Source organism: Nocardia cyriacigeorgica (assembly GCF_005863245.1).
In the GTDB taxonomy this organism is placed as follows: Bacteria; Actinomycetota; Actinomycetes; order Mycobacteriales; family Mycobacteriaceae; genus Nocardia; species Nocardia cyriacigeorgica_C.
Window position 1 is genome coordinate 59,223 of sequence record NZ_VBUT01000012.1, and the last position, 24,139, is coordinate 83,361.

Here is a 24,139-nt window from a genome sequence, read left to right on the forward strand (position 1 = left end):
CGGGTGGCGCGGTCATCGAGCCTGCCGCGGATCTCGGCGGCGGTGGCTTCGGGGCCGGCTGCTCGCGGATCGTCCCGGCGGATCGCTGTTGTGCCGGTCCTGTCGCGTTCGAACCTGGCCCACGCCACTCAGCCCTGACCTATGCCGACAACGTCCCGAGGCGCGCCGAATGACCCTTGCCGTCCAATACTCGTGCACGTATATTCGTAGACGAGTAAGGAGGTGCGCGTGGCGGCCAAACGCAAGGTCGGCAACCTGCTGGCGTTGGCGGTGCTCTCGGTGATCATCGAACGGCCCATGCACCGCTACGAGATCGCCTCCACGCTGCGCGACCGCGGCAAAGACCGCGATATGGACATCAAATGGGGATCGCTGTACACGGTGGTGCAGAACATGGCGAAGGCCGGATTCCTCGAAGTCGTCGGCAGCGAACGTGCGGGCGCGCGGCCCGAGCGGGTGATCTACCGGATCACCGACGCCGGCCGCGCCGAACTGGTCGACTGGACCAGGGAACTGCTCGCCGAACCGCAGCCCGAGCAGCGGCAATACGTGGCCGGGCTGTCGATCCTCGCGGCGCTGCCACCGGATGAGGTGATCGAACTCCTCGGGCGCCGGATCGACGCCTTGGACGAGCAGATCGCCGGTGTGCGCGCCGAATTCGACGCGGTCGCGGGCTCGCTACCCAGGTTGTTCATGGTCGAGACCGAATACGGGCTGGCCATGCTGGAGGCCGAGCGCGCGTGGACCGCGGCGTTCCGTGACGAGCTGGTGTCGGGGACGTTCCCCGGACTGGACGGCTGGCGCACCTGGCACGCCGAAGGCATGGATCAGGCGAAAGCCGACGACCTCATGGAAGGGGGGACGCCGCACTCCTAGCAGCAACCGAGACCGAGTCCGGCGGAGGTGCGGCAACACCGCCGCCGAACTCGGGGAACCGTCTCGGACCGTGCCCGCATACGCACACCCGGCCAGAGTTTGGCAACCACAGGATAACCGGGTGGGTGATTCGGGGCGCGGTTCGCCGTACACACACGACCCCATCAGGAGTTACCCATGTCCACAGTGCGTTCCGCACTCGTCATCGGCGGCGGCATCGCGGGCCCGGTCGCCGCCACCGCCCTGCGTAAGGCGGGTATCGATGCCCGCGTCTACGAGGCCTATTCCGGGCCATCGATCACTATCGGCAGCGGGCTGGCCCTCGCGCCCAACGGCCTCGCCGCCCTGGACGTGATCGGCGCCGGTGATCGTGTCCGGGGGATCGCGGTGCCGATCCCGAAGATGAACCTGTCCGTCGGCGGCAAGCGCATCGAGGTGCCGACGCTGCCCGATGTGGAGCCGATGCAGGTCGTCGACCGCAGCGAACTGCATCGCGTACTGCACGATCACGCGATCGAAGCGGGCGTGCCGATCGAATACGACAAGCGGCTGACCGCTGTCGACGAGCACGCCGACGGCATCACCGCCCACTTCACCGACGGCAGCACCGCCACCGCCGACGTCCTCGTCGGCGCCGACGGAATCCGCTCCACCGTGCGCGGATTGATCGATCCGGACGCGCCGGGCCCGGAATACACCGGCATGCTCGGCTTCGGTGCGCTGACCGAATGCGAGATCGATACCCCACCCGAGACCATGGTCTTCGCCTTCGGCAAACGCGCGTATTACCTGTACTGGCCGGAGGGTGTGGGCACGATCGCATGGGGCGCCAACCTGCCGCACAAGGAATACCTGTCGCTGACCGACGCCCGCGCGATACCGGCCGAGCACTGGCTGACGATCCTGCGCGAAACCTACGCCGAGGACACGCCGGGCGGCCAACTGGCCCGCGCCACCACTGCCGATCAATTGCAGATCACCGGCGCGCTGCACATCATGCCGCCGGTGCCGCACTGGTATCGCGGGCGCATGGTGCTGGTCGGTGATGCGGTGCACGCACCGTCCAACAGTTCGGGTCAGGGCGCGTCGCTGGCGGTGGAGAGTGCCGTCCAACTGGCGCGCTGCCTGCGAGATCTGCCCGGTCCCGCCGAGGCTTTCGCCGCTTACGAGGCGCTGCGGCGTCCGCGGGTGGAGGGCATCGCGGCTCGTGCGGCCAAGATCAACCGGTCCAAGACGCCGGGGCCGATCGCGGGCCGGATCATGCGTGCGGTGATGCCGGTGATGATGAAAATGATGAAGGGTCAGCAGAAGACGATGGGTGCCGAGCAGCGGTATGCGATCGATTGGGAGGCACCGGTCGGCGCGGAACTGGGATCCGATCCGGCGCCGGTGCGCTGAGTGCTTGTCTGATGGGTGTGGCCGGACGGGTTTCCGGTCCACCCATCAGGACAGATTCGGTTACGCCTCGAAGGGGATGGTGTTGCCCGCCGCATCCCGCTCGCCGATTCCGGCTTCGATCGCGGTGACCAGTTCGGTGACCGAGGCCCAAGTGCGCGGCGGTTCGGCGTCGAGGTTGCCGATGGTGTACCAGGTTTCGGTGTCGCGGTAGCGCACCAAGCCCCTGCCGGATTCGTCGACGGTGACATCGAGGTCGCCGGATACCGTGCCTTCCTCTTCGGTCATGACGGCAGCCGCGGCGGTGAGCTCGATGATGTCGCTTATCGGAATTCTCCTCGCTTGACACAATCGTCGACGGCGGTGCGGAGGGCCTTCTGCTCGTCGGGGTCGACGGCGAGCCCGTACTTTACCTTGATCTTGACGTAGTGATCGATATAGCCACACCGGAAATTGCCCGGTGGGAGGTAGTGCGCGGGGTCCTGATCACCCTTGGACCGGTTGGCCGACGGGTCGGAGGCGATGAGATTGCCCGCATCGTTGGCGATCCGGCGGCGGGTGTCCTCGTCGAGCTTGTCGGCTCCCGAACGCCAGGCCTCGGCGAGCGGGACGATGTGCTCGGCGTCCACGGAGGCCGGATCGGTCATCCACTTGTACGGCTTCAGCTGCCCGGTCTTGCGGTCGGTGAAGCCGTACTGGTCGCGCCAGCCGCCGTCCGCGCCCACGGTCAGCTCGCAGGTCTTCGCGTCGAGGGTGACCTTGCCGGTGGCGTCGCGCAGCATCATCACTTCGCGGGTGGTGCATTTGGCGTACTGGGCGAATTCGGGGCCGAAGCCGTGTTCGGGCTTGTTGGTGTCCCAGTGCGGGAACTTCTCCCGGCTGTAGCCGGTCATCGACCCCTCGGCCGAGACGGCCAAGCGGCCGAGCAGTTCGCTGACGTCGCGTCCGGATGTGGTTGCCGCGCCCGCGGAACCCGCGCCACGCTTGGCGAACAGGTCGTCGACGTAGCCGTAGCCGACGATGGCGAGGGCGATGAGGCAGACGGCGGCCGCGATGATCGTGCGGGTGCGGCCGGAGGTGCGTGCGAGCAGATCGTTCACCGCGAGACCTCGCCGCGGACGGAGGAACCGATCTGGAGTGCGGTGAAACTCAACTGACTTCCTTGTCCTGCGCCCGAAAATTACCGGGCGTCAAGCTACCCGGTGTCAGCAGCCGTCGAAGAGACTGACGGGTATGAGATTACGCACAGCACGACGGGGCGGCCACGTGGACCATCCCCGGACCGGCGTGCCGGCGCCGATCCGGGGATGGCGTGCCACGGGCGAATTCGATACACCGCCCGCGCGACTGAGGGCGGCCGGTTGTCCAGACCGGGCCGCGGCCACGACACCTCGAGGCTGATGAGGGGGTAGTCCCGGGGTGTCGTGTCGCACGAGCGCGAACTCGTCGTGACGTTTCGCGGTCCGGGAGCTACCCAGACCAAGCTTTCATCTACGTAATCGAATAGTAGATGTCCGTTTTCGTCTCTGCAAACACCCTACCCACTTCCCAGGATTGGGAGTTTTGTCCAAGTCCTGAGCGCTTGATCTACGGTGCGAGTACGGAAATGGGCTACAGGCTGGGTGTTCGCCTGCTCACTCTTCGGGCCGATGCCCGGTGAGCTGCTGTTTCCCGGTGGGCACGATCACACCGGGGCCGGTACGGCCGGGCGCAGCAGGGAACCATCGCGCACACCGAGCGCGGTGCGTGGCGCGACCGTGCACCAGGCGACGGCCAGCAGCGCGTACAAGGCGACGGCCGCGACGGCGAACAGTTCGGCGCCGGTATGCGCGAACAGTGCGGTGCTCCCGGTGACGCAGGTGCCCAGCGGGAAGGTGAAACCCCACCAGGTGAGCGAGAAGCCGAGCGCGCCCGCCCGGACGGTGCGCACGGTGACCGCGAGCGCCAACGTCAACCACAGCATGGCGAAACCCCAGGTGGCGATCCCGAACACGGTGGCGGCCAGCGCCAATCCGGCGGCCTGTTCGGGCGCGGCGACAGCGGGTGCGGCATCGGCCATCGCGCCCGCGGCGGTCACCGACTGACCGAGCGGGCCGAGCACGATCCACAGCGTCGGCACCAGCGCGGCGGCGGGCGCGCCGAAATGCATCAGCTTCGACCAGATCATGGTGGTGGTGATCAGGGCGGCGATCAGGCTCAGCCCGAACATGGCGCCGCAGCACGCCAGCAACGTCATCCGGGCCTGGCCGGGCGGGAGATACGGGAGAAGCAGGACGCCGGTGGCGGCCGAGACCATCGGGGGCACCACGGGCATGAGCCAGCCGCCGAATGCCGCGTCGGATGCGCCTGCCGGAGTGCGGGTGATCATCCGGTAGGGCACGGCGACCGCGGTGGCCAGGCCGAGCGCGGTACCCAACGGCCACAGCACCCAATCCATCGCGACCGCCGCCGGTTCGCCGATGACGTCCTTGCCGAGCAGCATCGCGCCCGCGCCGACCGTCAGCAGGGCCATCGGCGGCGCGCCGGAGAAGTGGGCGAGCACCGGATGGTCGCGTTCGGCCCGCACATGACCGCGATGGCGGATCATCCGCACCGCCCAGACCAGGCCGAGTGCGGCAAGCAGCAGCGTGGCCAGCAGCCAGACGCCGGTGGCGGCGGCGCGCTGCCCGGGGAGCTGGAGCGGCAGGGTGGCGGCGGCATTGGCGAGGATGCCGGTGCCCATCACGATCGCGAACCAGTTGAGCCCGACCTGCGCCAGCGCGCCGGTGCGCGCGGACGCGGTGCGGCGGGCGACGGAGACGGGCCGGTGGGTCGCGGTGAGGGTCATGGATCCAGGCTCGCGCGCTGGCCGCGTGGCGGGTAGGCGTCATCGATCTATGGGTACATAGAATGGTTCTATGCCTTTGTCGCCGCGGGTGCCCGACCTCGCCGCGCTCGACCTGCTGCTTTCGGTGGTCGAGCTCGGCAGTCTCGGGCGGGCCGCGCAGGCGCACGGCATCAGTCAGCCCTCGGCGTCGTCGCGGATCCGCACCCTGGAGAAACTGGTCGGCGTGCCGGTGCTGGAACGCACCACGCTCGGCTCCCGGCCCACTCGCGCCGGCGCGCTCATCGTGGAATGGGCCCGCGCCGTCATCGACGCCGCCGGACAGCTCGAGGCCGGCATCGACACGCTGCGCTCCGAACGTGACTCCCGCTTGCGCGTCGCCGCCAGCCAGACCATCGCCGAATACCTGTTCCCCGGCTGGCTCACCGCCCTGCGCGCCGCGGCCGCCGACCTGACCATCGCGCTGGAATCGGGCAACTCGGTGGAGGTCGCGCAGGCGGTGTTGGACGGACGCGCGGCCATCGGATTCATCGAGAGCAGACAGAGTTTCGCCGGGCTGGACAGCCGGGTGGTGGGCAAGGACCGGTTGGTCGTGGTGGTCGCGCCGGGCCATCGATGGGCGCGGCGCGGATCGGTGAGCGTCGACGAGCTGGCCGCAACGCCGTTGCTGCAACGAGAAACCGGATCCGGGACGCGGAACTGGTTCGAGCATGCGCTGGCTCGCATACGTCCGGGAGTGCAGCCGGCGGTGGCGCTGGAGCTGTCGTCGACCACGGCGATCAAGACGGCCGTCGCCGCGGGAGTCGGCCCGGCCGTGCTCAGCTCACTCGCGGTAGCGGCCGAAGTCGCGGCGGGAACACTGGTCGCGCCTGCGGTGACCGGCCTCGACCTCGACCGCGTGCTGCGGGCAGTGTGGCCCGCGGGGACGCGGCCGACGGGACCGGCGCGTGACCTCTACGCGATCGCCCGGAGATCCGGGTCGGCGTCACGATAGGCGCCGTCGGGGCGTTCAGTCCCTTTCTTCTTCGATGGGCTGTGCGGTCGGTGGGACGCCGGTGTCGAGGAAGCGGATCAGGCGTTCGATGCGGGCGGTGTGGTCGACGCAGCGTTCCAAATGGTGGCCGAGCAGGGCGAGTTCGATTGCGGTGTCGGTGCTTCCGGTCCAGGCGGGGGCGCTGAGGGCGGCATGGAGTTGGCGGTTGAGCTCTTCCATGGTCTCGGCGGGCGGGTCGGGGGCCTCTTCGGGCGGCTGCTGGCCCGCGGCGACCGAGCGCAGCGCGTGCGCGGTCGCGTGGGCGGCGCGCCTGCCCATCTCGGCGAGCAAGGCCACGATCGGTTCGGGCGCCACCGGATCGGGGCTGCTCTTGTAGACCTGATCGGCCACCCGGCTGGTGAGCCAGCCGATCCGGGACAGCTCACCGGCGATCTGGATGGCCGTCACCACATGCCGCAGATCGCGGGCGACCGGCGCCTGTAGCGCCAGCAGCACCACCGTGCGCTCCTCGCAGGCCGCGTACATGGCCTGTAGGCGCTCGTCGAGCGCGAAAACCTCGTAGGCCGCCGTGAGATCGGCCTCGACGAGCGCATCGGTGACGCGCTCGGCGGCGTCTTGGGTGAGCCGGCACATCTGCGTCAACTCATCGGTCAACGCGACGAGCTCATTGGTGAACTGGGTCCGCACGCGCCAAATTGTCGCCTATGTGTACCCCGCCGGTCGATTGATCGCGTGATCTTCGTTGCCGCGTCCCTGCGCGATACACTCCCGCACACCGCGAAGCCGGGAACCCCCGCAGCCCGTGACGGCTCCGATCCGGCCCGGTCAGCCGGTATTCCCACTAGTGCAGGCACCATAAACTGCGGTAATGGCGGGCCCAAACCCCTGGCAGGCCAAGGCTGCCCGAGACACCGGCGAATCCGCGACCACGCACGGCTCCGAGACGACCGGCTCGGCCGAACCCACCGCGCTCCCTCCGCACGAGAGCGCGTCGAGTGCGGGCGGTGGCATCGTGGCGGTGTCGGGCGAGTTCGTCGGCGGGGGAACGCTCGAATCCGATACGGGGCGATCGGGCGAGCCGATGGCGCCGCGGATCGCCGGGGAGGGATCGGGAGGACACGCGGACGCCGACTCGGTCGAGGTGGGCGCACCGGAGGTTTCGGCCGCGGGCGAGATGAGCGCCTCGGGTTCCAGCAGTCCGGCGAGCGCGCCCTCCGGAGGATCCGGGGCGGCTGCGCGGGGACGGCTCGGAGGGGCGGGTTTCGCCGGCGGCGCAATGGCCGTCTCGCACAAGCTCGTCGGCGGGGGAGCAGCCGAATCCGATGCAGTGCGATCGGAAGCGCCGGGGCCGGAAGTTCGCGCATTTGCCGGTTCGCGAGCAACCGCAGGTGAGGGCTCCCGCAGACGCGGCGCGGCGGAACGCTCCGGGGAGTCGATGAGGCGCCGCGCCGGTGCGGTCCGGGGACGGGTGGCGGCGGTGCGCGGAGTGGGGACGCCGTTGCAGGGACATTGGGGTTATCTGGTGGCGGCGGTGGGGGCGTTCATCACACTGGTGTTGATGACGCGGCCATGGCTGGTGGCCACCGGCGCCAACGGGTCGGTGGAGTCCACGGCGTTCGGGCGCATCGACATATCCACCAAATACCTGACGGTGTGGTCGAAGTCGGCGCCGAAAACGCCGCAGATCAGCGGGCTGTGGGCGTTCGCGACGGCCGCCGTGATCGTGCTGACGATCTGTCTGGTCGTGCTCTATTTCCGCATGCGCTCGGAGTATTTCGCCCGGCTGGTGGCCGGATCGTCGGTGGCGGTCGCGGTACTGGTGCTGTTCACCATGCTGTACCTCGACAGCAAGGGCGCCGAACTCAAGGCCCTCACCGCGCGCAAATACGACCTCGGCGGTCAGGTCGGCCAGTTCCTGAGCTGGGTCAAGGGCAATGGCAAGTTCATCCTGCCGGGCGCGAGCCAGGGACAATACGTCGCGACCGCCCGTTTCACTCCCTCGGCTGTGGCTGCCGCCGTCGTCGCGGTGATCTCGGCCTTGGCCGCGGTGACCCAGTGGATGGTCGGACGCGGTGTGGAACCGGGTGGGCTGATGGCGAAAGTGGCTGTCCTGCGCGAGAAGTGGGACGCCGCCGGTCGCGCAGCGGCCGCGAAGCCGGTTCCCGCCGGATCCGGCGCAACGCGTACGGGTTCCGGCGACGCCGAGCCCGCGACGGCGTATGCGGGTTCCGCAGACACACCCGCGACCGCGGAACCCGCCAGGGCACAAGCGGATTCCACCGGCCCACCGTCCACCGGCGCGACAGCTGGCGAGCGCGCGGCGGGCACCGACCGCTGATACCGGGCCCGGGAGTTCCTCGCCGTGCGGCGTTCGATACCGCTCGGGATGACGGTGCGAGCGGTTCACCGAACGAGCCCGAAACAGCACAGGAATCATCGGTTCGCGGGCCGTTTGCCGGACCTGCGGCCGCGGACTCCGTGACCGGCACATGCCCACCGATGCCGCCGGGCGGGCGGGTTCCCGAGGGCGTGCGGAGAGCCTCGCGGTAATCGGTCAGGCGTGCTTGTTGTGGGAGCCGCCGACGCGACCCATCTCCGCCGTCGCACCGTTCTGAAGTGCGCAAACAGCCTGCGCGCGGCCTGTGCTCGGTGGTCGAAGGCCCAGCGCGAGCCGACCGCTCCACGCCCGATGGTGACCTATAACACCAATGCTCTCGCGTGATGTCGAATTCGGTTTCTTTGTGTTCATGGTCACCCCCCTGTGAATTTGTATGTCACCTCTCGTAACGATTAGCTTCCTCAGGGTTGGCATCGACGCCGAAAGCAGAGAGTGCGCCATGAAACCCGAAACACGCCGCCGCCCGCGCGGGTGCTCGAGCATCGCGAGCGCGGCGCGAGGACTTCGCCGATGACGCTGGATACCCGCAAACCGCCGAGCGATTCCGCCGTCGCGATCGTGCGCAAGAATTTCTCCGGCACGGTGGTGTCGTCGCTGCGGACCTTCGGTCGCGCGGTCGGGATGGCGCAGGAATCGGTGACGGGCGCGGCGAGCGATATCGCGCGCGGGAAATTCCAATGGCAGGAGACGCTGGTCCAGGCGTGGCGGTTGATCACCGTCACCGCGATCCCGGCGATCCTGATGGCCATCCCGTTCGGTGTGATCGTGTCGGTGCAGGTCGGCAACCTCATCCACACCCTCGGCGCGGATTCGCTGCTCGGCGCGACCGGCGGGCTCGGCGTGATCAAACAGGGTGCGCCGATGGCGACCGGATTTCTGCTCGGTGGCGCCGGTGCGGCGGCGATCGCGGCCGATCTGGGTGCGCGCACCATCCGTGAGGAGATCGACGCGCTCAACACCATGGGCATCAGCCCGATCCACCGACTGGTCATTCCGCGCATGGTCGCGATGCTGATCGTCGCGCCGCTGCTGAACGTGCTGATCATCTTCGTCGGCGTGCTCGCCGGGTACCTGGTGGCCATCGGCGGCCAAGGTGTCACGCCCGGTTCGTACTGGGCGACCTTCGGTTCGTTCACCACCGTCGCCGACGTGTGGGTCTCCTTGTTGAAGGCGTTGATCTTCGGCTTCCTCGTGGTCGTCATCGCCTGCCAGCGCGGGCTGGAAGCCAAGGGCGGGCCGCGCGGTGTGGCCGACGCGGTGAATGCCGCCGTGGTGCTGTCGGTGGTGTCGATCGTGATCGTGAACCTGGCGATGTCGCAGATCAGCGCCATGTTCATGCCGACGAGGCTGGTCTGATGTCGACGTCGTCGTATGTCCCGAAGGGGCTCGGCTGGGCCGCGCGCTACTTCCGTCGCGGCAGCCGGGTGCTGCGCGGTGTCGAATCGCTGGGTTTCGTCGCGGTATTCGTCTGGCAGGTGCTGTCCTCGGTGCCGCTGACGTTGCGCCGCTACCGCCAGGAGACGATGCGCGCGATCACCGATATGACCTGGGGCCGTGGCTCGGTGATCGTCGGCGGCGGCACGGTGCCGATGATGATCGTGCTCGGCCTGGTGATGGGCGCCTCGGTGGGCGTGGAGTCGTTCGCGATCCTGGACATGCTGGGCATGGGCCCGGTCACCGGCATCGTCTCGGCCTTCGCCAGCACCCGTGAGCTGGCGCCCATCGCCGCCGCGATCGGGTTCGCCGCGCAGGCGGGCTGCCGGATGACCGCCGAGATCGGTTCGATGCGCATCTCCGAGGAGATCGACGCCATCGAGGCGCTCGGGCTGCGGTCGGTGCCGTTCGTGGTCACCACCCGCGTCATCGCGGGCGCCATCGCGATCGTGCCGACCTTCCTGATCGCGCTGATCCTGAGCTACCTGGCCTGCCGCGGCCTGCTGACGCTGGTGCACAGCCAGTCCGCGGGCGTCTACGACCACTATTTCTTCCAGTTCGTGTCCGGGTTCGACGTGATCGCCGCGGTGATCAAGGTGGCGATCTTCGGCACGGTGGTGATCCTGGTGCACAGCTACTACGGGTTCTTCGCCACCGGCGGCCCCGAGGGCGTGGGTATCGCGTCCGGTCGCGCGGTGCGCGCCAGCTTCGTGGCGATCATCGCGATCGACATGGTGCTGTCCATCGCCCTGTGGGGCTTCAACGCGGCGATCAGTTTCACGGGGTAGGACAGATGCCGAAATACGGAATGCCCGGAGTGGCAGCGGATCGCACGCGCGCGATGACGGTGGGCGCGGCCATCGTCGGCGTGATCGTCGCGGTGGTGCTCGCCACCGTCTGCTATCGCGGGCTGCGCTCCGAGGACGGGCTGCGCATCGCCTTGCGGACCGAGCAGATCGGTGACGGCGTCATCGCGGGCACCCAGGTGCGCGTGGACGGCGTGCTGGTCGGCGAGGTCGCCGAGATCGCGCCCGCTGAGCGCGGCACCCAGCGCATCACCCTCGACCTCGACGAGTCCCGGCTGTCCGGGCTGGACGACAGCCTGAAGGTCGATTACGCGCCGTCGAATCTGTTCGGCGTCAGCGAGCTCGAATTGCTGCCGGGCTCCGGCGGTTCGCCGCTGCGCGCGGACATGGTGATCGACCTGACCGGCGACCGCGCCGCCGACGTCTACGACGCCACCATGGGCAGCCTGTTGCGCGGCATGTCGCAGGTGGGTGCGACGGTGTTCACCCCGCAGATGGCGACCGTCATCGCACAGGCGGCCGCGGATGTGGAGGCGTTCACGCCGCTGGCGCAGGCGTTGATCGCGGCCGCGCGCACCGTCGCTGACAACCAGTCCATGCCGTCCTCGGAGCTGGTCGGACGATTGGGCGGCGCCTTCGAGGGTGGCGGCAAGTTCGCCGGCGCCACCATCGAGGTCATCGATCAGTTCGTCGAGATCGACGTGCTGAACACCGACCGCGAGCGGCTCGATGCCGGTGTGGCCGCGCTGACCGGGCAGATTCTGCCCGCGCTGGCCACCACCCTCACCGAGGCCGGGCAGCTGTCGGGCTACACCGACATGCTGGCGCCGATGCTCACGGTGCTGGCGCGCACGGTGTCGACCCCGCAGCAGTCGGCGGCCGATCTGCGCGCGCTGCTGACCCGGCTCGGCGCTGCCATGAAGGACACCCCGGACGGTCCCGTTCTCGATCTCGAGCTGGAACTGCGTGGCGTGCCGGGTATCGCGGTGCCGCTGCTCGGGCTGCCCGCGAAGGGAGGTGCCCGATGACGGTGCGTGGTGCGGCCTGGCGGCTGGCGACGTTCGCCGCGGTCATGGTGGGGATTCTGCTGGTCGTGATGACTGCGATCAAACGGCCGGTCGACGGTGACACCGAGGCGCACAGCGCGCTGTTCACCGACGCCAACGGCCTCAAGGTCGGCGATGACGTGCGCATGTACGGCGTGCAGGTCGGCAAGGTGGAGGGCATCGAGCTCGACGGCTATCAGGCCGAGGTGCGGCTGACGGTCAAGACCTCGACCCCGATCTACGACAACAGCGTGCTGGCCATCCGGTACCAGAACCTCACCGGCCAGCGCTATATCGACTTGCAGCAGCAGCCGAATCCGGGCACCCGGCTGCCCGACGGCGCCCGCATCGGCACCGATATGACGCTGCCGTCGTTCGACGTGACCAGCCTGTTCAACGGTTTGAAGCCGGTGCTGGCCACCATGTCCCCGGAGGCGATCAACCAGTTCACCGAGAGCATGCTCGCGGTGATCGAGGGCGACGGCGCCGGTCTGGGTCCGGCGCTGGACGCCATCGGCAAGCTCAGCGAGCATGTCGGCAACCGGCAGGAAGTGATCGCCACCCTGGTCGGCAACATGTCCGATCTGGCCGATCGGGTGGGCGGCCGGGTGCATCATCTGGTGCCGCTGCTGGCGCGGCTGTCCGACATCTTCGAGGGCTTGCGCGCCAATGTCGGTGGCCTGGCCGAATTCGCCATGACCGCGCCCTCGGTGCTCGGCCCCATCGACCGCCTGCTCGACGCGCTCGGGCTGGCCACCGACGGCAGCACCGATGTGGACGCGATGATCCGCGGGCTGTTCCCGGACCCGCAGGAGGCGGTCGAGGTGTTCGGCCGGCTGCCCGGCCTGCTCGCCGCGGTCGACAACGCCCTGCCGCGCACCGTCGCCGGGTGGAAGCCGGAGTGCAGCAAAGGACAAGCCGAACTGCCCGAGCCGGTGCAGGTGCTCATCGGCGGACAGAAGGTCGCGATATGCAACGCGTGAAACTGCCCGGCCTGGGCCGGATCCGCCGCGATACCCCGATCATGGACGAGCCGACCCGGCTGCGTAAGGAGTTGCGGCTGGGCATCATCGGCGCCGTCGCGCTGGTGATCGCCGCTGTCGCGGCCGCGGTGGTGTACGTGGTGCCGTTCGGCAAGACCACCTACACCGCCGAACTCACCGAAGCGCAATCGGTGAAGGCGGGCGACGATGTGCGGCTGGCCGGAATCTCGGTGGGCACGGTGGAATCGCTGGAGTTGAAGCCGGATCGGGTGGTCATGCGCTTCACCGTTGACTCGGAGGTGTTCGTCGGCGATCAGACCTCCCTCGACATCCGGATGCTCACCATCGTCGGCGGCCACTACGTCGCACTGTTCCCGGCCGGTGAGCGGCCCTTGGGGGACAAGCCGATTCCGGCCGAGCGGGTCCGCCTGCCCTACAGCCTGATCGAAACCTTCCAGGACGCCACCGCGCCGTTGCAGGCCACCGACGGTGACACCCTGCGCCGCAATCTGGCCTCGATCCAGACCTCGATCGACGGTGCTCCCGACACCCTGCGCACCACGCTGGACACCCTCGGCCAGTACCTCGACGCCATCGAACGTCAGCGCACCCAGGTGTCCAACGCGATCGCCGTCGCCGACGAGTACGTCACCATGTACGACGGCGCGAAGTCGGATCTGGGCCGGCTGATGGACAACGTCAACCTGATGGAGACCGTGCTGCTGGACAAGCGCGCCGAGCTGAAAGCGGCGGTCGGCCTGCTGTCCTCGGTGGTGCAACGGCTGGCCACGCTGGCACCGGCCTGGGACGACACGCTGAAACCGAAGGCGCAGCAGCTCGCCGACGCGCTGCCGCGGCTGCAAGAGTTCGGCACCCAGCTCGAACCGCTCATCACCGCCGTGCAGGGGCTCGGCGACCGGCTGAGCGGGCTGGTGATCCCGGACGGCCCGGTGACCATCGACCGCTCGGGCGAAACCGTCACCGCGCCACCGGGTCTGGACCCGGCTGCGGCGCTGGGCCCGATCTGTGTTCCGGTGCCGGGGAAGGTGTGCTGATGGTGAAGCGGATTCTCGGCTCGCAGGCGTTCATGTCGATCGCGGGCGCGCTGGTCATCGTGGTGCTCGCCGTCGTCGGCTATGTGATCGCGTTCGATCCGATCAAGGAGACCAGGTCCTACTGCGCGATCATGCCCGACAGCGTCGGCCTGTACGAGGGCAACAAGGTCTCGATGCGCGGGATCGACGTCGGCACGGTGACCGGCATCCGGCCCGACGGTGCGGCCGTGCGCGTGGATTTCGAGGTCGACGCCCAGTATCCGGTGTATGCCGATGCCTCCGCGACCACGGTGTCCGACAGCGTCGTCGCCGACCGTGAGCTCGCCGTGCTGGCCAGCGGCAAGACCGCCGACGAGTGGGACGCCGGGCAATGCATCACCAAAACGCTGACGCCCAAGAGTCTCACCGAAACCATCACCGCGCTCGCGGCCCTGTCCGAGGAGATCGGCGGCACCCCGCAGACCCAGCCGGACGCGCTGGCCGGTGGCTTGCGCGCCCTGGATTCGGCCACCGCGGGCACCGGCGCGCAGATCAACAACCTGGTCATGAAGCTGGGTTCGACGCTGAAATCGCCGGACGCCGATATCGGCCACCTCGCGGGCATCTTCGACGCGTTCTCCTCGGTGTCGCAGAAGGTCAGCACGCACTGGGGTGATCTGAAGACCATGCTCACCCGGCTGGCCCCGGTGTTGAACCAGGCCAGCAATGATCTGCTGGTGCCGGGCGCGGCCCTGTTCGACGGGCTGCGCGAGGTGCTGCCCATGCTCAACGACCTGACCACCATCCTGGCCGACCCGCTCATGGGCACCCTGGACGGTTTGCTGCCGCTGGTGAAGATGTTGCGCGCCAACGTCGGATCGCTGCGCGACATCGTCCTGATGACGCCGGCGCTGACCTCGGCGTTCCGCTCGGTCACCGATCCGGCGACGGGTGCGCCCGGCCTGGTCTACGCCCCGCCGAAGGTGGCCATCGCCCAGCGCGACGCCGAACAGGTCTGCGCCGCCATCAACGCCGTCGCGCCCGGCCGGTGCGCGGGTGCGGGCAACGGCATGGTCGATGTCCAACTCGTTCAGCTGGTGCTGGGATTGGCAGGTACGCGATGACCGCGTTGCTCGGCAAGCGGATGCGCTCGGCCGCGATCGCGCTGGCCTCGGCGGCAGTGCTGTATGCCGGTGGCTGTGCGTTCGATCCATCGCAGGTTCCGGTGCCCGGTACCTCGGTGTCGGGGTCGACCTACAAGGTCAGCATCGAATTCGCGAATGTGCTGAATCTGCCCGCCCGCGCCAAGGTGATCGCCAACGGCGCGCAGGTCGGGACGGTGGATTCGGTGCGCGTGGTGCCCGCGGCCGAGGCGCCCGAGGGACGCGGCGGCTACGTGGTGGTCGACATCGAGGTCTCCGATGACGTGCGCCTGCCCGCCACCACCGTCGCCGAACTGCGGCAGAACACCGTCCTCGGCGACATCCACATCGCGCTGACCACCCCGCCCGACGGGTTCGACACACTGCTGCCGCGCGGTGGCACCATCACCCTCGAGCACACCAAACCGCCGGTGCAGCTCGAGGACACCATGGCCGCGATGGCGGTGTTCGTGCAGGGCGGCGCGGTCGGGCAGGTGCAGGACATCATCAACCGGTTCAACTCGGTGCTGCCGCAGGACCCGATGGAGACCCAGCGCATCACCCAGGTGATCGCGGGGGACGTCGTCGATCTGGCGGCCAACCTCGATCAGGTGGACCGGCTGCTGTACGGCCTGGAAACCAATTCCAGTGTGCTGCACAAGATCCAGCCGGAACTCGACAACATTCTGCGCCCGGAGTCGGTGCAGCAGATGACCTATGCCACCGACTCCATCGGCGGGGTCACCGATATCTTCGGCGCGCTCGCGCCGGTCGGCGCCTCGATGACCTGGCTGACGCCGCTGGTGCAAGCCGGTGACGCGGCGGCGATGGCGTTCGCGCCGCTGGTCACGGGTGCGCCGTTGAATACCGCGTCGCCGTCGAATCTGGCGCTGCTCACCGCATTGCTGCGGGACAAGATCATTCCGTTCGTAGAGCGCGGCGCCAAGGTGAACATCGCCGACGTCCAGGTGACGCCGTCAGGCGGTGCCCCGGTCTCCGCCGACGACCAGATCGACCGCATCATCGAGACCCTGCGCATGATCGGAGCCATCCGATGAAGATCGGCCCGCTGGCTTCTCTCGGCGGCATCGCCGCCATCACCGTGCTCGGCGCGAGCTACCTGACTTTCGGTGTGGTGCAGGTGGATCCGTTCGCCGACTACACCGAGGCGTCGATGGTGCTGAAGAACTCCGGCGGTCTCGGCGTCGGTTCGCCGATCCTGCTGACCGGTATCGAGGTCGGCCGGGTGACGTCGGTGGACCGCACCGCCTCCGGGGTGGAGGTGGGGTTGCGCGTCGACAGCGAGCACAAGGTGCCCACCGACAGCGTCGTCACCATCGAGCATCTGTCCGCGCTCGGTGAACCGTATGTGCAGTTCCGGCCGAGAACCGGTGCGGGACCGTACCTCGAGGATGGGCAGCGGTTGCAGTCGCAGGACGTGCGCACCCCGCTGTCGATTCCCGAGGCGGCCAGGATGGTCACCGACACGATGAACCAGCTCGACCCGGCGGTGGTCGGTTCGCTGGCCGAGACGATGAGTGTGGCGCTGCACGGCACCGACGCCGTGATGCCCGAGCTCACCCGCGCCGCCGATCTGCTGGCCTCGACCATCGTGTCCCGGGAACCGCAGATCGCGCAGCTGCTCAACGATTTCGAAACCGTCTCCCAGGACATCGACTGGGCGGGCCCGGCCACCGCCGCCGCCGCGCCCGCCTTCACCCAGTTCGCGCAGCGACTCGACGAGCTGGTCGAATCGGTGGGCCGGCTGATCCAGACCGGCGACGCCCCGCAGATGTACCTCGAGGGCAACGGCCTGGTGCCGTTCCTGCAACGGCTCACCGAATGGGTGCATCAGGTCGGCCCGGAACTGGCCTCGCTGCTGCCCGGCCTGCAACCGCTGGCCGATGCCGTCACCACCGCCGGTCCGCGCCTGGATCTGTCGGCGCTCATCGCCCAGGCGCTCGAATCCACCGACGACGACGCCGTCAAGGTCCGCGTCACCGTCAAATAGCTCACCGAGAGCTACATGAGCGAGGGCGGTACTCGCGAAACGCCTCGCTCATGTAGCTCTCAGTGCGGGTGCTGTGCCGCGTAGCGGGCGCGTTCCTCGGCGCGGCGGTCGGCGCGTTCGGGGTTCTCGAGATCTGCGGGCAAGCCGTGCTTGGCGAGGCGGTGCGCGCGGTTCATCGGCATGAAGGCGACGGTGTAGAACAGCGCGAGCAGCAGCGCCAGCAGCACCATCGAACCGCGTAACCACAGCTCACCGGGGAAGAACAGGAATACCGCGAACAGCGGGACGAACGGCACCAGGCCGCGCAGCACATGCCGGGGGAAGGCGTATGTGCCGGTGAGATCGTTGCGGACCCAGTCGCGCATGGAGTCCGGCAACCTGCGCCCGCAGGCGTAGCCGAGCCACTGGATCGGATTCGGGCGGCGGCGTTCTCGGCTCATGAGCGGGCTCCTTCGGTGCTGTGCTTGTTCGCTTCGGTCGCTTCGGGCTCGGCGAGCACCGAGCGGCGCGCCGCCTGGTTCACCCGGGTCAGCACGGTGTGCAATTCCTCCAGGTCATCGAGGCTGACGCCGAGTCGCTGCACCACCGCGGGCGGGATGGCCTCGGCCTGAGTGCGCAGGGCGCGGCCCTGTTCGGTCAGGTCGATCACCAGGTTGCGTTCGTCGCGCGGATCGCGTTCCCGGGTGATCAGCCCGGCGCTGTGCAGCCGCTTGAGCAGCGGCGACAGGGTGGGGGAGTCGAGCTGGATGGCCTCGGCGATCTCCCTGACCGTCATCGGCGCCGAACCCCACAGCGCCAGCATCACCAGATACTGCGGATGGGTCAGGCCCATCGGCTCCAGCAGTGGCCGGTAGACCGCGAGTACCGCGCGGTTGGCCACCGCGAGGGCGAAGCACACCTGGCGGTCCAGGCGCAGCGGATCGTCGAGCTCGAGGTCCGTCGGCTGTCCGTTCATGCCCACCACGTTAGCGCATTAATAGTTAGTGCGTTAAGTAATGTGATCGGCATCCTGTGCGGGCTGTGGTCTGATAGGTGCATGGGCACGGCAGGTACGAAGGGTGTTCCGCGCGCGGAGCGGGAGCGGCAGATCCTGGATGCCGCGACCGAGGAGTTCGGCAGGCACGGATACGCGGGTACCTCGCTGGCGGCGGTGGCGGCCCGGTCCGGGGTCTCCAAACCGATGGTGCTGGCGTACTTCTCCTCCAAGGACGGGCTGTACGCGGCCTGTGTGCGCCGAGCGGGCGACAACTTGACCGGCCACATCGAGACCGCGATGGCCGACGGCGCCTCGGGCCTGCAATTGCCCGCGCTGGTGTTCACCGCGATCTTCGCCGCCCTGGAACCGCGGCCCAACGACTGGAACGTCATCTGGGATCGCGGCCTGCCCGACGACGGAAACGCGCTGGCCGAGGCGACGCGGGTGCGGCAACGGCTGATCGAGCAGGCCTCGCGCGGTGCCGCGGTGGTCGGCGAGGCGGGCGCGCGGACGGTCGATGCCGACGACCTGGCTGTGCTCACCGAGGTGTGGACCGGGATGGTCAGCTCGGTGGTGCGGTGGTGGCTGCGGCATCCGGAGCAGTCGGCACCGGAGATGGCCGCGCGCTGCCTGCGCATCGTCGACCTGATCGCCGACGCGGGCATGCGCGATCGGCAGCGGACTCCTTGACCCCGGTATGACCGATCGGTAAATTACCGAGTGGTCACGCAACGGCGCGTCGACCGGACGACCGCCCCGGCGGACGTCCACGCTGGTCGAGAGGATGTTCTCGGATGTCGGCAACCCCAAGCACCGATCGGTTCCACCCAGGCCGGCGCAGCCTGCCGGTGCGGCTCGCGGCACGAGCGCTGCTGTCCGGGCTCGCACCACGGGTGGACCGGCGGGTCATCGAATCCAGCCGCCCGTTCGACCGGCCGGAGATGCTCCGGCCGCACCAGGATTCGTCGCTGTGGGCGTGGACGCACTACGGGATCTTCCTGCCTCGCCTGCCCGGACGTCACCGCTACCTGAACACCATGACGCTGATCGGCGCCACCGGCTCGGTCTGCTTCGACAACGACTATTTGGCCGTCGCCGACGCCAGGCACACCAGCACCGTTTTCTCCTCGACCGCGCATGCCGCGCAACGTCATTACCGGGCCTACGACACCCGCACCGACTGCGCATTCGCCGTCGACGGCTCGGCGCTCAGATGGGGTGAGGACCTCGACATCACCGGCAGCTACCCGCATTTCACCCTGACCGGCCGCTATCCCGGCTTCCGGGTGGACGCCGAGATCACCGCGACGCCGCAGGTGTCCTGGTTCATCCGCACCCCCGTCTACGACCACTTCAGCCTGCTGGCGACCTGCCGCGGCACCCTCACCGACGCCGAGGGCAGCACCGCTTTCGACACCCTGGGCACGGTCGAATACGCGCGCTGCCTGTCTCCGCAGGCCTTGACCGCACGCCCGGTGCCCGAGAACCTCAAGGTGCCGGTCGACTTCTTCACCTACCAGATCATCAACCTCGACCAGCGCACCCAACTGCTGCTCACCGACGTCCGCGCCGCGGGCACCACCGCCTGCCGCATGGCGCATCTGCGCTCCCTGGACGGTGACGCCCGCGCCTACACCGACGTACGCATGGAGGTGCTGTCCGACCGCCCGGCCGTGGACGAACTCGGCCGCGTCATGCGGGTGCCACGCGCACTGCGCTGGTCGGTGCGCGACGGCAGTCGCGAAGTCTTCGCGCTGGCTGCCGTGGTCGACTCGCCGCTGCGCTACGGGCACGGCCGCGGATACGCGGGCGCGATGACCTACACGGGTAGTTGGCGCGGGCGCCCGATCGACGGGAGCGGGTACGTGGAATGGGTGGACTGCGAGAGCCGGTGAGGGGCTGAGGGGTGCACCGGGGGTGGACGCGGGCGGCAGGCGGGGGAGCCGCGCGGCTGTTGCGGGCGGGCGCGACACCTTGCCGGGCAGGTGGTGGTCGAGCCTCCTAATGGCCGCCGGGTGCGGTGGACCGCCGGCGGCGTGCGCGCGCCAGGAGCCAGAGGCCGATGCCTGCCGCGCCGGCCGCGAAGAGCAGGAGCGCGCAGCCCTCGATCAGGAGAGCAGCCCAGCGCGGTAGCCACAGGTCGAGCACCTCGACCCCGGCGGCGAGCAGGAGATAGCCCGCGCAGGCCAGCATGACGGCGGCGGCGCCCAGAGCGACGGCGCCGAGCAGGGCGGTCTGTAGACGGTCGAGCAGGTCGGCGCGCAGTGCGAGAGCCTTGCGCCGCAACCACTTCCACACTGCGCGCAGCGTTCGATAGCTGCTGGTGAGCAGGGTGTCCGGTTGCGGGGCGGTGGAGCCAGGCCTCGGTTCGGTGATGGTTTCGGTCATGCCGGCTCCTTGTGCCGCAGTGGTGCGCCCTCGGTTCGGTGCTCGATCGCGGCGTCGGTGGATCGGTTCATGCCGCCACCCGCGTCGACAGTCGGCCGAGGGCGAAGCGGGCGAAGGGGCGGACGAACGGTGCGACCCAGCTCGCCGGGAGGAACGCGAAGATGGCGGGGCGGCCGCCGACGGTCCAGGAGACGTCGGTGCCGCCGTCCGCGGTGGGTTCCAGCCGGAAATCCTGCTGGTAGGTGAGCACCACCAGCGGCACCGAAGTTCGTACGCCGACCACGGTCAGGCGGCGGCCCGGCTCGGCCCTGGTGACCTGTTCGACGGCCGCGAACAGCAGCGCGTCAAGGGTCCGCATGGCGCCGACGCCGCGCTCGCCGCGCTGGTAGCGGATGCCGTTGATCAGCGGGAACCAGGAGAACGCACCCTCACCGAGGGCGTCGTAAATCCGCTCCGGTGGTGCGTGGAAACGGCAGACCACGGTCATCTCGAAGGTCGGGCGCCGCGATTGCAGGGTGTCCAGCAGCGTCTCCGATTCCGGCTCGGCCCTGGCGGACAACAGTTTTCGCACTCGCGCACGCAGAATGGCCAGCGCGATGAGCCCGGCGACCGCGCCCGCGACGACGAGCACCGCCGCGACGATGACGAGTTGTTTCATGGGTTTGTTCCCTCGATAGATGGTGGTCACTGCGGCAGCAGCGGCGAGCTGACCTCGTTCACCAGCCACGATCCGTCCACGTTCCGCATGGACAGGGTGACCGTGAGCTGCCCTTCGCGCGGTTGCCCCTGGGTGCCGACGCTGCTGATCGACTGCCCGATCACGACGACCGCTCTGGCGCTGTGTTCGTCGCCGGATTCGATGGCGCACTGCACCTCTCCCGGCCTCGACACCACCTGCCCGTGCGTCAGCACCTCGCGCAGGTCCTTACTGGTGGCGTCGAATTCCTGCTTCCACGCTCCGGTCGCCCCATCGAGCACAGCGGCGAAATAGGTGTCGAGGTTCTGCGCGTTGTAGTCGGCCAGCACCGGCGCGTACTCGCACGCCGCCAGCCGCGCCGCCTCCTTGGCGTCCTCGCGGGACTGGATCTGCTCGGCACGGAAGGCGAAGTACCCGGCGGCGCCCAGCGCTGCGAGCACAAGAGCCGCGCCAGCCGACCAAATTACTCTGTTGCGACGCAGAGTGATTCGATCCGCACTGTCGCCGCTTCGGCCCTGTCTGGGGATGGCACCGTCGGCGGCACCGGCACCGGCACCGGCACCGGCACCGGCATCGGCATCAGCACCGGCATCAGCATCGGCATCAGCACCGGCATCGGCACCGGCATCGGATGCCGCGGGTGCGCTCGTTTCGGAGTCGGCGGCCGGGTCCGCGATGTCAGCACTGGCGCCGGAGGGTGCCTCGTCTGATCGGTTCGGTTCCGGGTCTTTGACGCTCATTGCAGTCCTGTCGTCGATGGGGTGCGTTCACTTGGCGGGCAACGGGACCGACAGCTCGTCACCGCTGACGCCGGGCGGGGGACCGGCGCCACTGTCGGGCACCTGCGGGCGTGGCGCGTTGGCGGAGCCACGGATCTGGATCTCGGGGCGGGTGGTGACGCAGTAGTTGTAGAGGCGGACCCGGCCGTCGGAGATCTGCGTGGGGGAGACGGGGATGGTCTCGTATTCGCAGGTCGGGCGCGGCCAGATGTCGGTGAGGGTGTGGAAGGCGTTGTCGTGGGCCGGGATTCCCATGGCGGCCGAGCCGAGCCGGATCGCCGGGAACAGCGCTCGCATGGCCGGGGTGCGCAGCCGGGCGGCGCGGGTGATGGCGACGAAGTTCGTCACTAGATCGGTGATCGGGTCGGTGGTCTCGGCGATGACGCCGCCGAGGGTCGCCAGCTGGCCGGGCCCGAGATCGAGCAGCCGCCGGACCTCCTGGTCGGCGGCGGTCAACTGGTCGAACAGGATGCCGGAGCCGCGCACCAGCGTGCCGAGATCGGGTTGGGCGTGTGAGGTGGTTTCGGCGATGACGCTCAGATTCCGGATGAGTTGGGTGGTCTGCGGAAGCATCCCGGTGAGCCCGGCCATGGCCTGGCTGATCCCGGCGATGACGCTGCGCAGCCGGTCGGGCCCGTCGGCGAGCGCCTTGTCCAGTTCGTCCACGATGACGCCGAGGCGCTGCGGGTTCAGCCCCGAGATCAGCCCGCTGGTATTGGACAGGAACGATTCGATCGTCACCGGCGTGGACACCCGAGCCGCATCGATCACCGAACCATCGGCCAGGTAGGGGCCGTCGCCGGTGCTCGGCCGCAGATCCAGGTACTGCTCACCGGCCGCGGACAGGCGCTGGACGGCAGCCGTCGTGTCCTGCGAGATCCGGATACCGGACTCGATTTCCGCGACGGCCGTGACCCCGGAGCCGGACAACTCCACCGACCGCACCGTGCCCACCCGTACCCCGCGCACGGTGACGTCGTTGTCGGCCAGCAGCCCACCCGAGACCGGCAGCAACACCGTCACCCGGTAGGTCTCCCGCAACGGGTTGAACCGCACGATGTCGACCGCGATATAGCCGGAGCCGAGCAGCAGCATCGCGACCAGGCCGATCGAGGCGACCATCGTCACCCGGTCCGAGAGCCAGGTCGCGCCGCGCACGAGCACACTCGCCCCGCGATCGAGCCACCGATCCGCCAGCCGCAGGCCGGCATCGAGCAGCCGCAGCAGCGGATAGGTCAGGTGCCGCTTCATCGGTGCCCGCCCTGCAATCGTTCCTGCACCCGGGCCAGCACCTGCGCCAGACTGCCGACGAAGGCGGCCGGATCGCTGCCATCGGGCAGTCGGCTGCCGCGCGGATCGGTCAGCGCCCCCAGACTCAGATACGAGATCCGCGCACCCACCGCGAGAGCGGTGCCCTCGGTGGTCGCTTGCAGCGACGGATACAGAGTGTGCAGGCCGTCGAGAGTGCCCGCCAGGTTGTCGCCCATCCGGGTGAACCCGCCCATCAGCTGCTGCACGCTGTCGAACAGGCTGCGGAACTGCTCGCCTGTGGTGGTGGTGAAATCGCCGAGCGCGGCCATGGTGACCGACACCTTCGCGGTGAGATCGACGATGGCTTGATTGTTCTCGGCGATCACCCCGATCAGCGGCGGGAATTGCTCTGCGGCAGCGCCCAATTCGGCCTTGCGAGCGTTGAGCACGGTGGTGAGCCCGGTCAGGCCGTGCAGCACGCTGTCGATCTGGCCGGTGCGCTGGTTCAACGCGTCCAGCGTCTCGGTCAGCTCGGTGAGCAGATGCGCCAGCTGCGGGCCGCGGCCGCCGATCATCGAGTTCATCTCGTTGGTGATTCGCGCGACCTGATTGAGCGCGCCGCCGTCGAGCAGCATCGACATCGACATCATCAGCTGCTCCACCGACGCACCCGCCGAGGTGTGCTCGCGGTCGATGGTGTCGCCGTCGGTGAGCAGCGCGGCGCCGGGGCGCTTCGCGGGCAGGGTGAGTCCGATGAAGATATCGCCGAGCGGCGTCGCCTGGCGCAGTTCGGCACGGGTGCCCTCGGGGAGCTGGATATCGCTGCTGATGGTCAGCTGGACTTCGGCGCGGAAATCCATGGTGTCGATCTCGGTGACCACGCCGACATCGGTGCCGCCGATCTTGACCCGTGCGCGTTCGGGCAGGTTGAGGGCGTCGTCGAAGACCGCGTGCAGGGTGTAGCTCGGCCCGTCCACACCGGGTTGCGGCAGCGGCAGGTTGTCGATGGTGACCGCACAGCCGCCGACGGTGAGCACCGCGAGCACGGCGCCGGTGATGCGGGTGAGCCGTCCGCTCATGCTGCTGCCTTCTTCCTGCCGTTGCG

Annotated in this window: 26 protein-coding genes; 14 read left to right on the forward strand and 12 right to left on the reverse strand. The window is 68.9% G+C overall.

What is annotated here, in order from left to right; translation table 11 throughout:
* The first annotated feature begins 228 nt into the window (after nt 1–228).
* Together FEK34_RS25925 and FEK34_RS25930 are read left to right on the forward strand one after the other, a co-directional pair.
* On the forward strand, nt 229–876 hold the full coding sequence (locus FEK34_RS25925) for a PadR family transcriptional regulator (protein ID WP_138451967.1): 648 nt from the start codon (nt 229–231) through the stop codon (nt 874–876).
* Nucleotides 877–1,053: 177 nt separating this feature from the next.
* The gene (locus tag FEK34_RS25930; RefSeq protein WP_138451969.1) at nt 1,054–2,274 is read left to right on the forward strand and encodes an FAD-dependent monooxygenase; all 1,221 of its coding nucleotides are present in this window, start codon (nt 1,054–1,056) and stop codon (nt 2,272–2,274) included.
* Between the two features lie 60 nt (nt 2,275–2,334).
* Here the strand turns inward: FEK34_RS25930 and FEK34_RS25935 are convergent, their stop codons facing one another.
* The 3 genes from FEK34_RS25935 to FEK34_RS25945 all read right to left on the reverse strand — a co-directional run bounded on the left by FEK34_RS25935 (nt 2,335) and on the right by FEK34_RS25945 (nt 5,098).
* Nucleotides 2,335–2,559 carry a hypothetical protein gene (locus FEK34_RS25935; protein WP_138451971.1) on the reverse strand — a complete coding sequence of 75 codons (225 nt, stop codon included), beginning with the start codon at nt 2,557–2,559 and terminating at the stop codon, nt 2,335–2,337.
* A 35-nt stretch (nt 2,560–2,594) separates the two neighbouring features.
* Nucleotides 2,595–3,371, reverse strand: a complete 777-nt coding sequence (locus tag FEK34_RS25940) for an HNH endonuclease family protein (protein ID WP_138451973.1) — start codon at nt 3,369–3,371, stop codon at nt 2,595–2,597.
* Between the two features lie 584 nt (nt 3,372–3,955).
* On the reverse strand, nt 3,956–5,098 hold the full coding sequence (locus FEK34_RS25945) for a TDT family transporter (RefSeq protein ID WP_138451975.1): 1,143 nt from the start codon (nt 5,096–5,098) through the stop codon (nt 3,956–3,958).
* 70 nt (nt 5,099–5,168) lie between these two features.
* Between FEK34_RS25945 and FEK34_RS25950 the strand changes: the two genes are divergently transcribed.
* A complete protein-coding gene (locus FEK34_RS25950; protein ID WP_138451976.1) occupies nt 5,169–6,089 on the forward strand; it encodes a LysR family transcriptional regulator in 921 nt (306 codons plus the stop codon).
* 15 nt (nt 6,090–6,104) lie between these two features.
* Here FEK34_RS25950 and FEK34_RS25955 read toward each other — a convergent pair whose 3' ends face one another.
* Nucleotides 6,105–6,776 carry a phosphate signaling complex PhoU family protein gene (locus tag FEK34_RS25955; protein ID WP_138451978.1) on the reverse strand — a complete coding sequence of 224 codons (672 nt, stop codon included), beginning with the start codon at nt 6,774–6,776 and terminating at the stop codon, nt 6,105–6,107.
* Between the two features lie 181 nt (nt 6,777–6,957).
* Between FEK34_RS25955 and FEK34_RS25960 the strand changes: the two genes are divergently transcribed.
* The 9 genes from FEK34_RS25960 (at nt 6,958) to FEK34_RS26000 (ending at nt 16,943) form a co-directional block, all read left to right on the forward strand.
* Nucleotides 6,958–8,427 carry a hypothetical protein gene (locus FEK34_RS25960; protein WP_138451980.1) on the forward strand — a complete coding sequence of 490 codons (1,470 nt, stop codon included), beginning with the start codon at nt 6,958–6,960 and terminating at the stop codon, nt 8,425–8,427.
* 570 nt (nt 8,428–8,997) lie between these two features.
* Nucleotides 8,998–9,843, forward strand: coding sequence for an MlaE family ABC transporter permease (locus tag FEK34_RS25965; RefSeq protein ID WP_138451982.1), 846 nt, complete (start codon nt 8,998–9,000; stop codon nt 9,841–9,843).
* Nucleotides 9,843–10,709 carry an MlaE family ABC transporter permease gene (locus tag FEK34_RS25970; RefSeq protein ID WP_036534003.1) on the forward strand — a complete coding sequence of 289 codons (867 nt, stop codon included), beginning with the start codon at nt 9,843–9,845 and terminating at the stop codon, nt 10,707–10,709. Before FEK34_RS25965 ends, FEK34_RS25970 begins: the two co-directional genes overlap by 1 nt.
* A gap of 20 nt (nt 10,710–10,729) precedes the next feature.
* Nucleotides 10,730–11,755, forward strand: coding sequence for an MlaD family protein (locus tag FEK34_RS25975; RefSeq protein ID WP_249359637.1), 1,026 nt, complete (start codon nt 10,730–10,732; stop codon nt 11,753–11,755).
* Nucleotides 11,752–12,756, forward strand: a complete 1,005-nt coding sequence (locus FEK34_RS25980; RefSeq protein ID WP_138451984.1) for an MlaD family protein — start codon at nt 11,752–11,754, stop codon at nt 12,754–12,756. Before FEK34_RS25975 ends, FEK34_RS25980 begins: the two co-directional genes overlap by 4 nt.
* Nucleotides 12,744–13,811, forward strand: a complete 1,068-nt coding sequence (locus FEK34_RS25985) for an MlaD family protein (RefSeq protein WP_249359619.1) — start codon at nt 12,744–12,746, stop codon at nt 13,809–13,811. The genes FEK34_RS25980 and FEK34_RS25985 overlap by 13 nt, the downstream gene beginning before the upstream one ends.
* The gene (locus tag FEK34_RS25990; protein WP_138451985.1) at nt 13,811–14,914 is read left to right on the forward strand and encodes an MlaD family protein; all 1,104 of its coding nucleotides are present in this window, start codon (nt 13,811–13,813) and stop codon (nt 14,912–14,914) included. The genes FEK34_RS25985 and FEK34_RS25990 overlap by 1 nt, the downstream gene beginning before the upstream one ends.
* Nucleotides 14,911–15,990: an MlaD family protein gene (locus FEK34_RS25995; protein ID WP_138451987.1), complete on the forward strand. Its 1,080-nt coding sequence runs from the start codon at nt 14,911–14,913 to the stop codon at nt 15,988–15,990. The genes FEK34_RS25990 and FEK34_RS25995 overlap by 4 nt, the downstream gene beginning before the upstream one ends.
* Entirely contained in the window at nt 15,987–16,943 is a 957-nt protein-coding gene (locus FEK34_RS26000; protein WP_138451989.1) for an MlaD family protein, read from the forward strand. The genes FEK34_RS25995 and FEK34_RS26000 overlap by 4 nt, the downstream gene beginning before the upstream one ends.
* A 59-nt stretch (nt 16,944–17,002) precedes the next feature.
* Here the strand turns inward: FEK34_RS26000 and FEK34_RS26005 are convergent, their stop codons facing one another.
* Nucleotides 17,003–17,383: a DUF5313 family protein gene (locus tag FEK34_RS26005; RefSeq protein ID WP_138451991.1), complete on the reverse strand. Its 381-nt coding sequence runs from the start codon at nt 17,381–17,383 to the stop codon at nt 17,003–17,005.
* The gene (locus FEK34_RS26010) at nt 17,380–17,898 is read right to left on the reverse strand and encodes a MarR family winged helix-turn-helix transcriptional regulator (protein WP_138451993.1); all 519 of its coding nucleotides are present in this window, start codon (nt 17,896–17,898) and stop codon (nt 17,380–17,382) included. The genes FEK34_RS26005 and FEK34_RS26010 overlap by 4 nt, the downstream gene beginning before the upstream one ends.
* 81 nt (nt 17,899–17,979) lie before the next feature.
* Here FEK34_RS26010 and FEK34_RS26015 point away from each other — a divergent pair, with 81 nt between their 5' ends.
* Both FEK34_RS26015 and FEK34_RS26020 read left to right on the forward strand, forming a co-directional pair.
* A complete protein-coding gene (locus FEK34_RS26015) occupies nt 17,980–18,609 on the forward strand; it encodes a TetR/AcrR family transcriptional regulator (RefSeq protein ID WP_138451995.1) in 630 nt (209 codons plus the stop codon).
* A gap of 104 nt (nt 18,610–18,713) precedes the next feature.
* Complete coding sequence (locus tag FEK34_RS26020; protein ID WP_249359620.1) at nt 18,714–19,814, forward strand: DUF6670 family protein; 1,101 nt, start codon at nt 18,714–18,716, stop codon at nt 19,812–19,814.
* 106 nt (nt 19,815–19,920) lie between these two features.
* On the opposite strand, the gene FEK34_RS26025 is transcribed toward FEK34_RS26020, so the two are convergent.
* The 6 genes from FEK34_RS26025 to FEK34_RS26045 all read right to left on the reverse strand — a co-directional run bounded on the left by FEK34_RS26025 (nt 19,921) and on the right by FEK34_RS26045 (nt 24,113).
* Nucleotides 19,921–20,307, reverse strand: a complete 387-nt coding sequence (locus FEK34_RS26025; RefSeq protein WP_138451997.1) for a phage holin family protein — start codon at nt 20,305–20,307, stop codon at nt 19,921–19,923.
* A gap of 67 nt (nt 20,308–20,374) precedes the next feature.
* The gene (locus FEK34_RS26030; protein ID WP_138451998.1) at nt 20,375–20,965 is read right to left on the reverse strand and encodes an SRPBCC family protein; all 591 of its coding nucleotides are present in this window, start codon (nt 20,963–20,965) and stop codon (nt 20,375–20,377) included.
* A gap of 26 nt (nt 20,966–20,991) precedes the next feature.
* A complete protein-coding gene (locus FEK34_RS30995) occupies nt 20,992–21,444 on the reverse strand; it encodes a hypothetical protein (RefSeq protein ID WP_138452000.1) in 453 nt (150 codons plus the stop codon).
* A 23-nt stretch (nt 21,445–21,467) separates the two neighbouring features.
* Nucleotides 21,468–21,620 (reverse strand): hypothetical protein, encoded by a 153-nt coding sequence (locus tag FEK34_RS31000; RefSeq protein WP_171048407.1) that lies wholly within the window; start codon nt 21,618–21,620, stop codon nt 21,468–21,470.
* Nucleotides 21,621–21,771: 151 nt separating this feature from the next.
* Nucleotides 21,772–23,034: an MCE family protein gene (locus FEK34_RS26040; RefSeq protein ID WP_138452002.1), complete on the reverse strand. Its 1,263-nt coding sequence runs from the start codon at nt 23,032–23,034 to the stop codon at nt 21,772–21,774.
* Nucleotides 23,031–24,113 carry an MCE family protein gene (locus FEK34_RS26045; RefSeq protein ID WP_138452004.1) on the reverse strand — a complete coding sequence of 361 codons (1,083 nt, stop codon included), beginning with the start codon at nt 24,111–24,113 and terminating at the stop codon, nt 23,031–23,033. Before FEK34_RS26045 ends, FEK34_RS26040 begins: the two co-directional genes overlap by 4 nt.
* Nucleotides 24,114–24,139 lie beyond the last annotated feature (26 nt).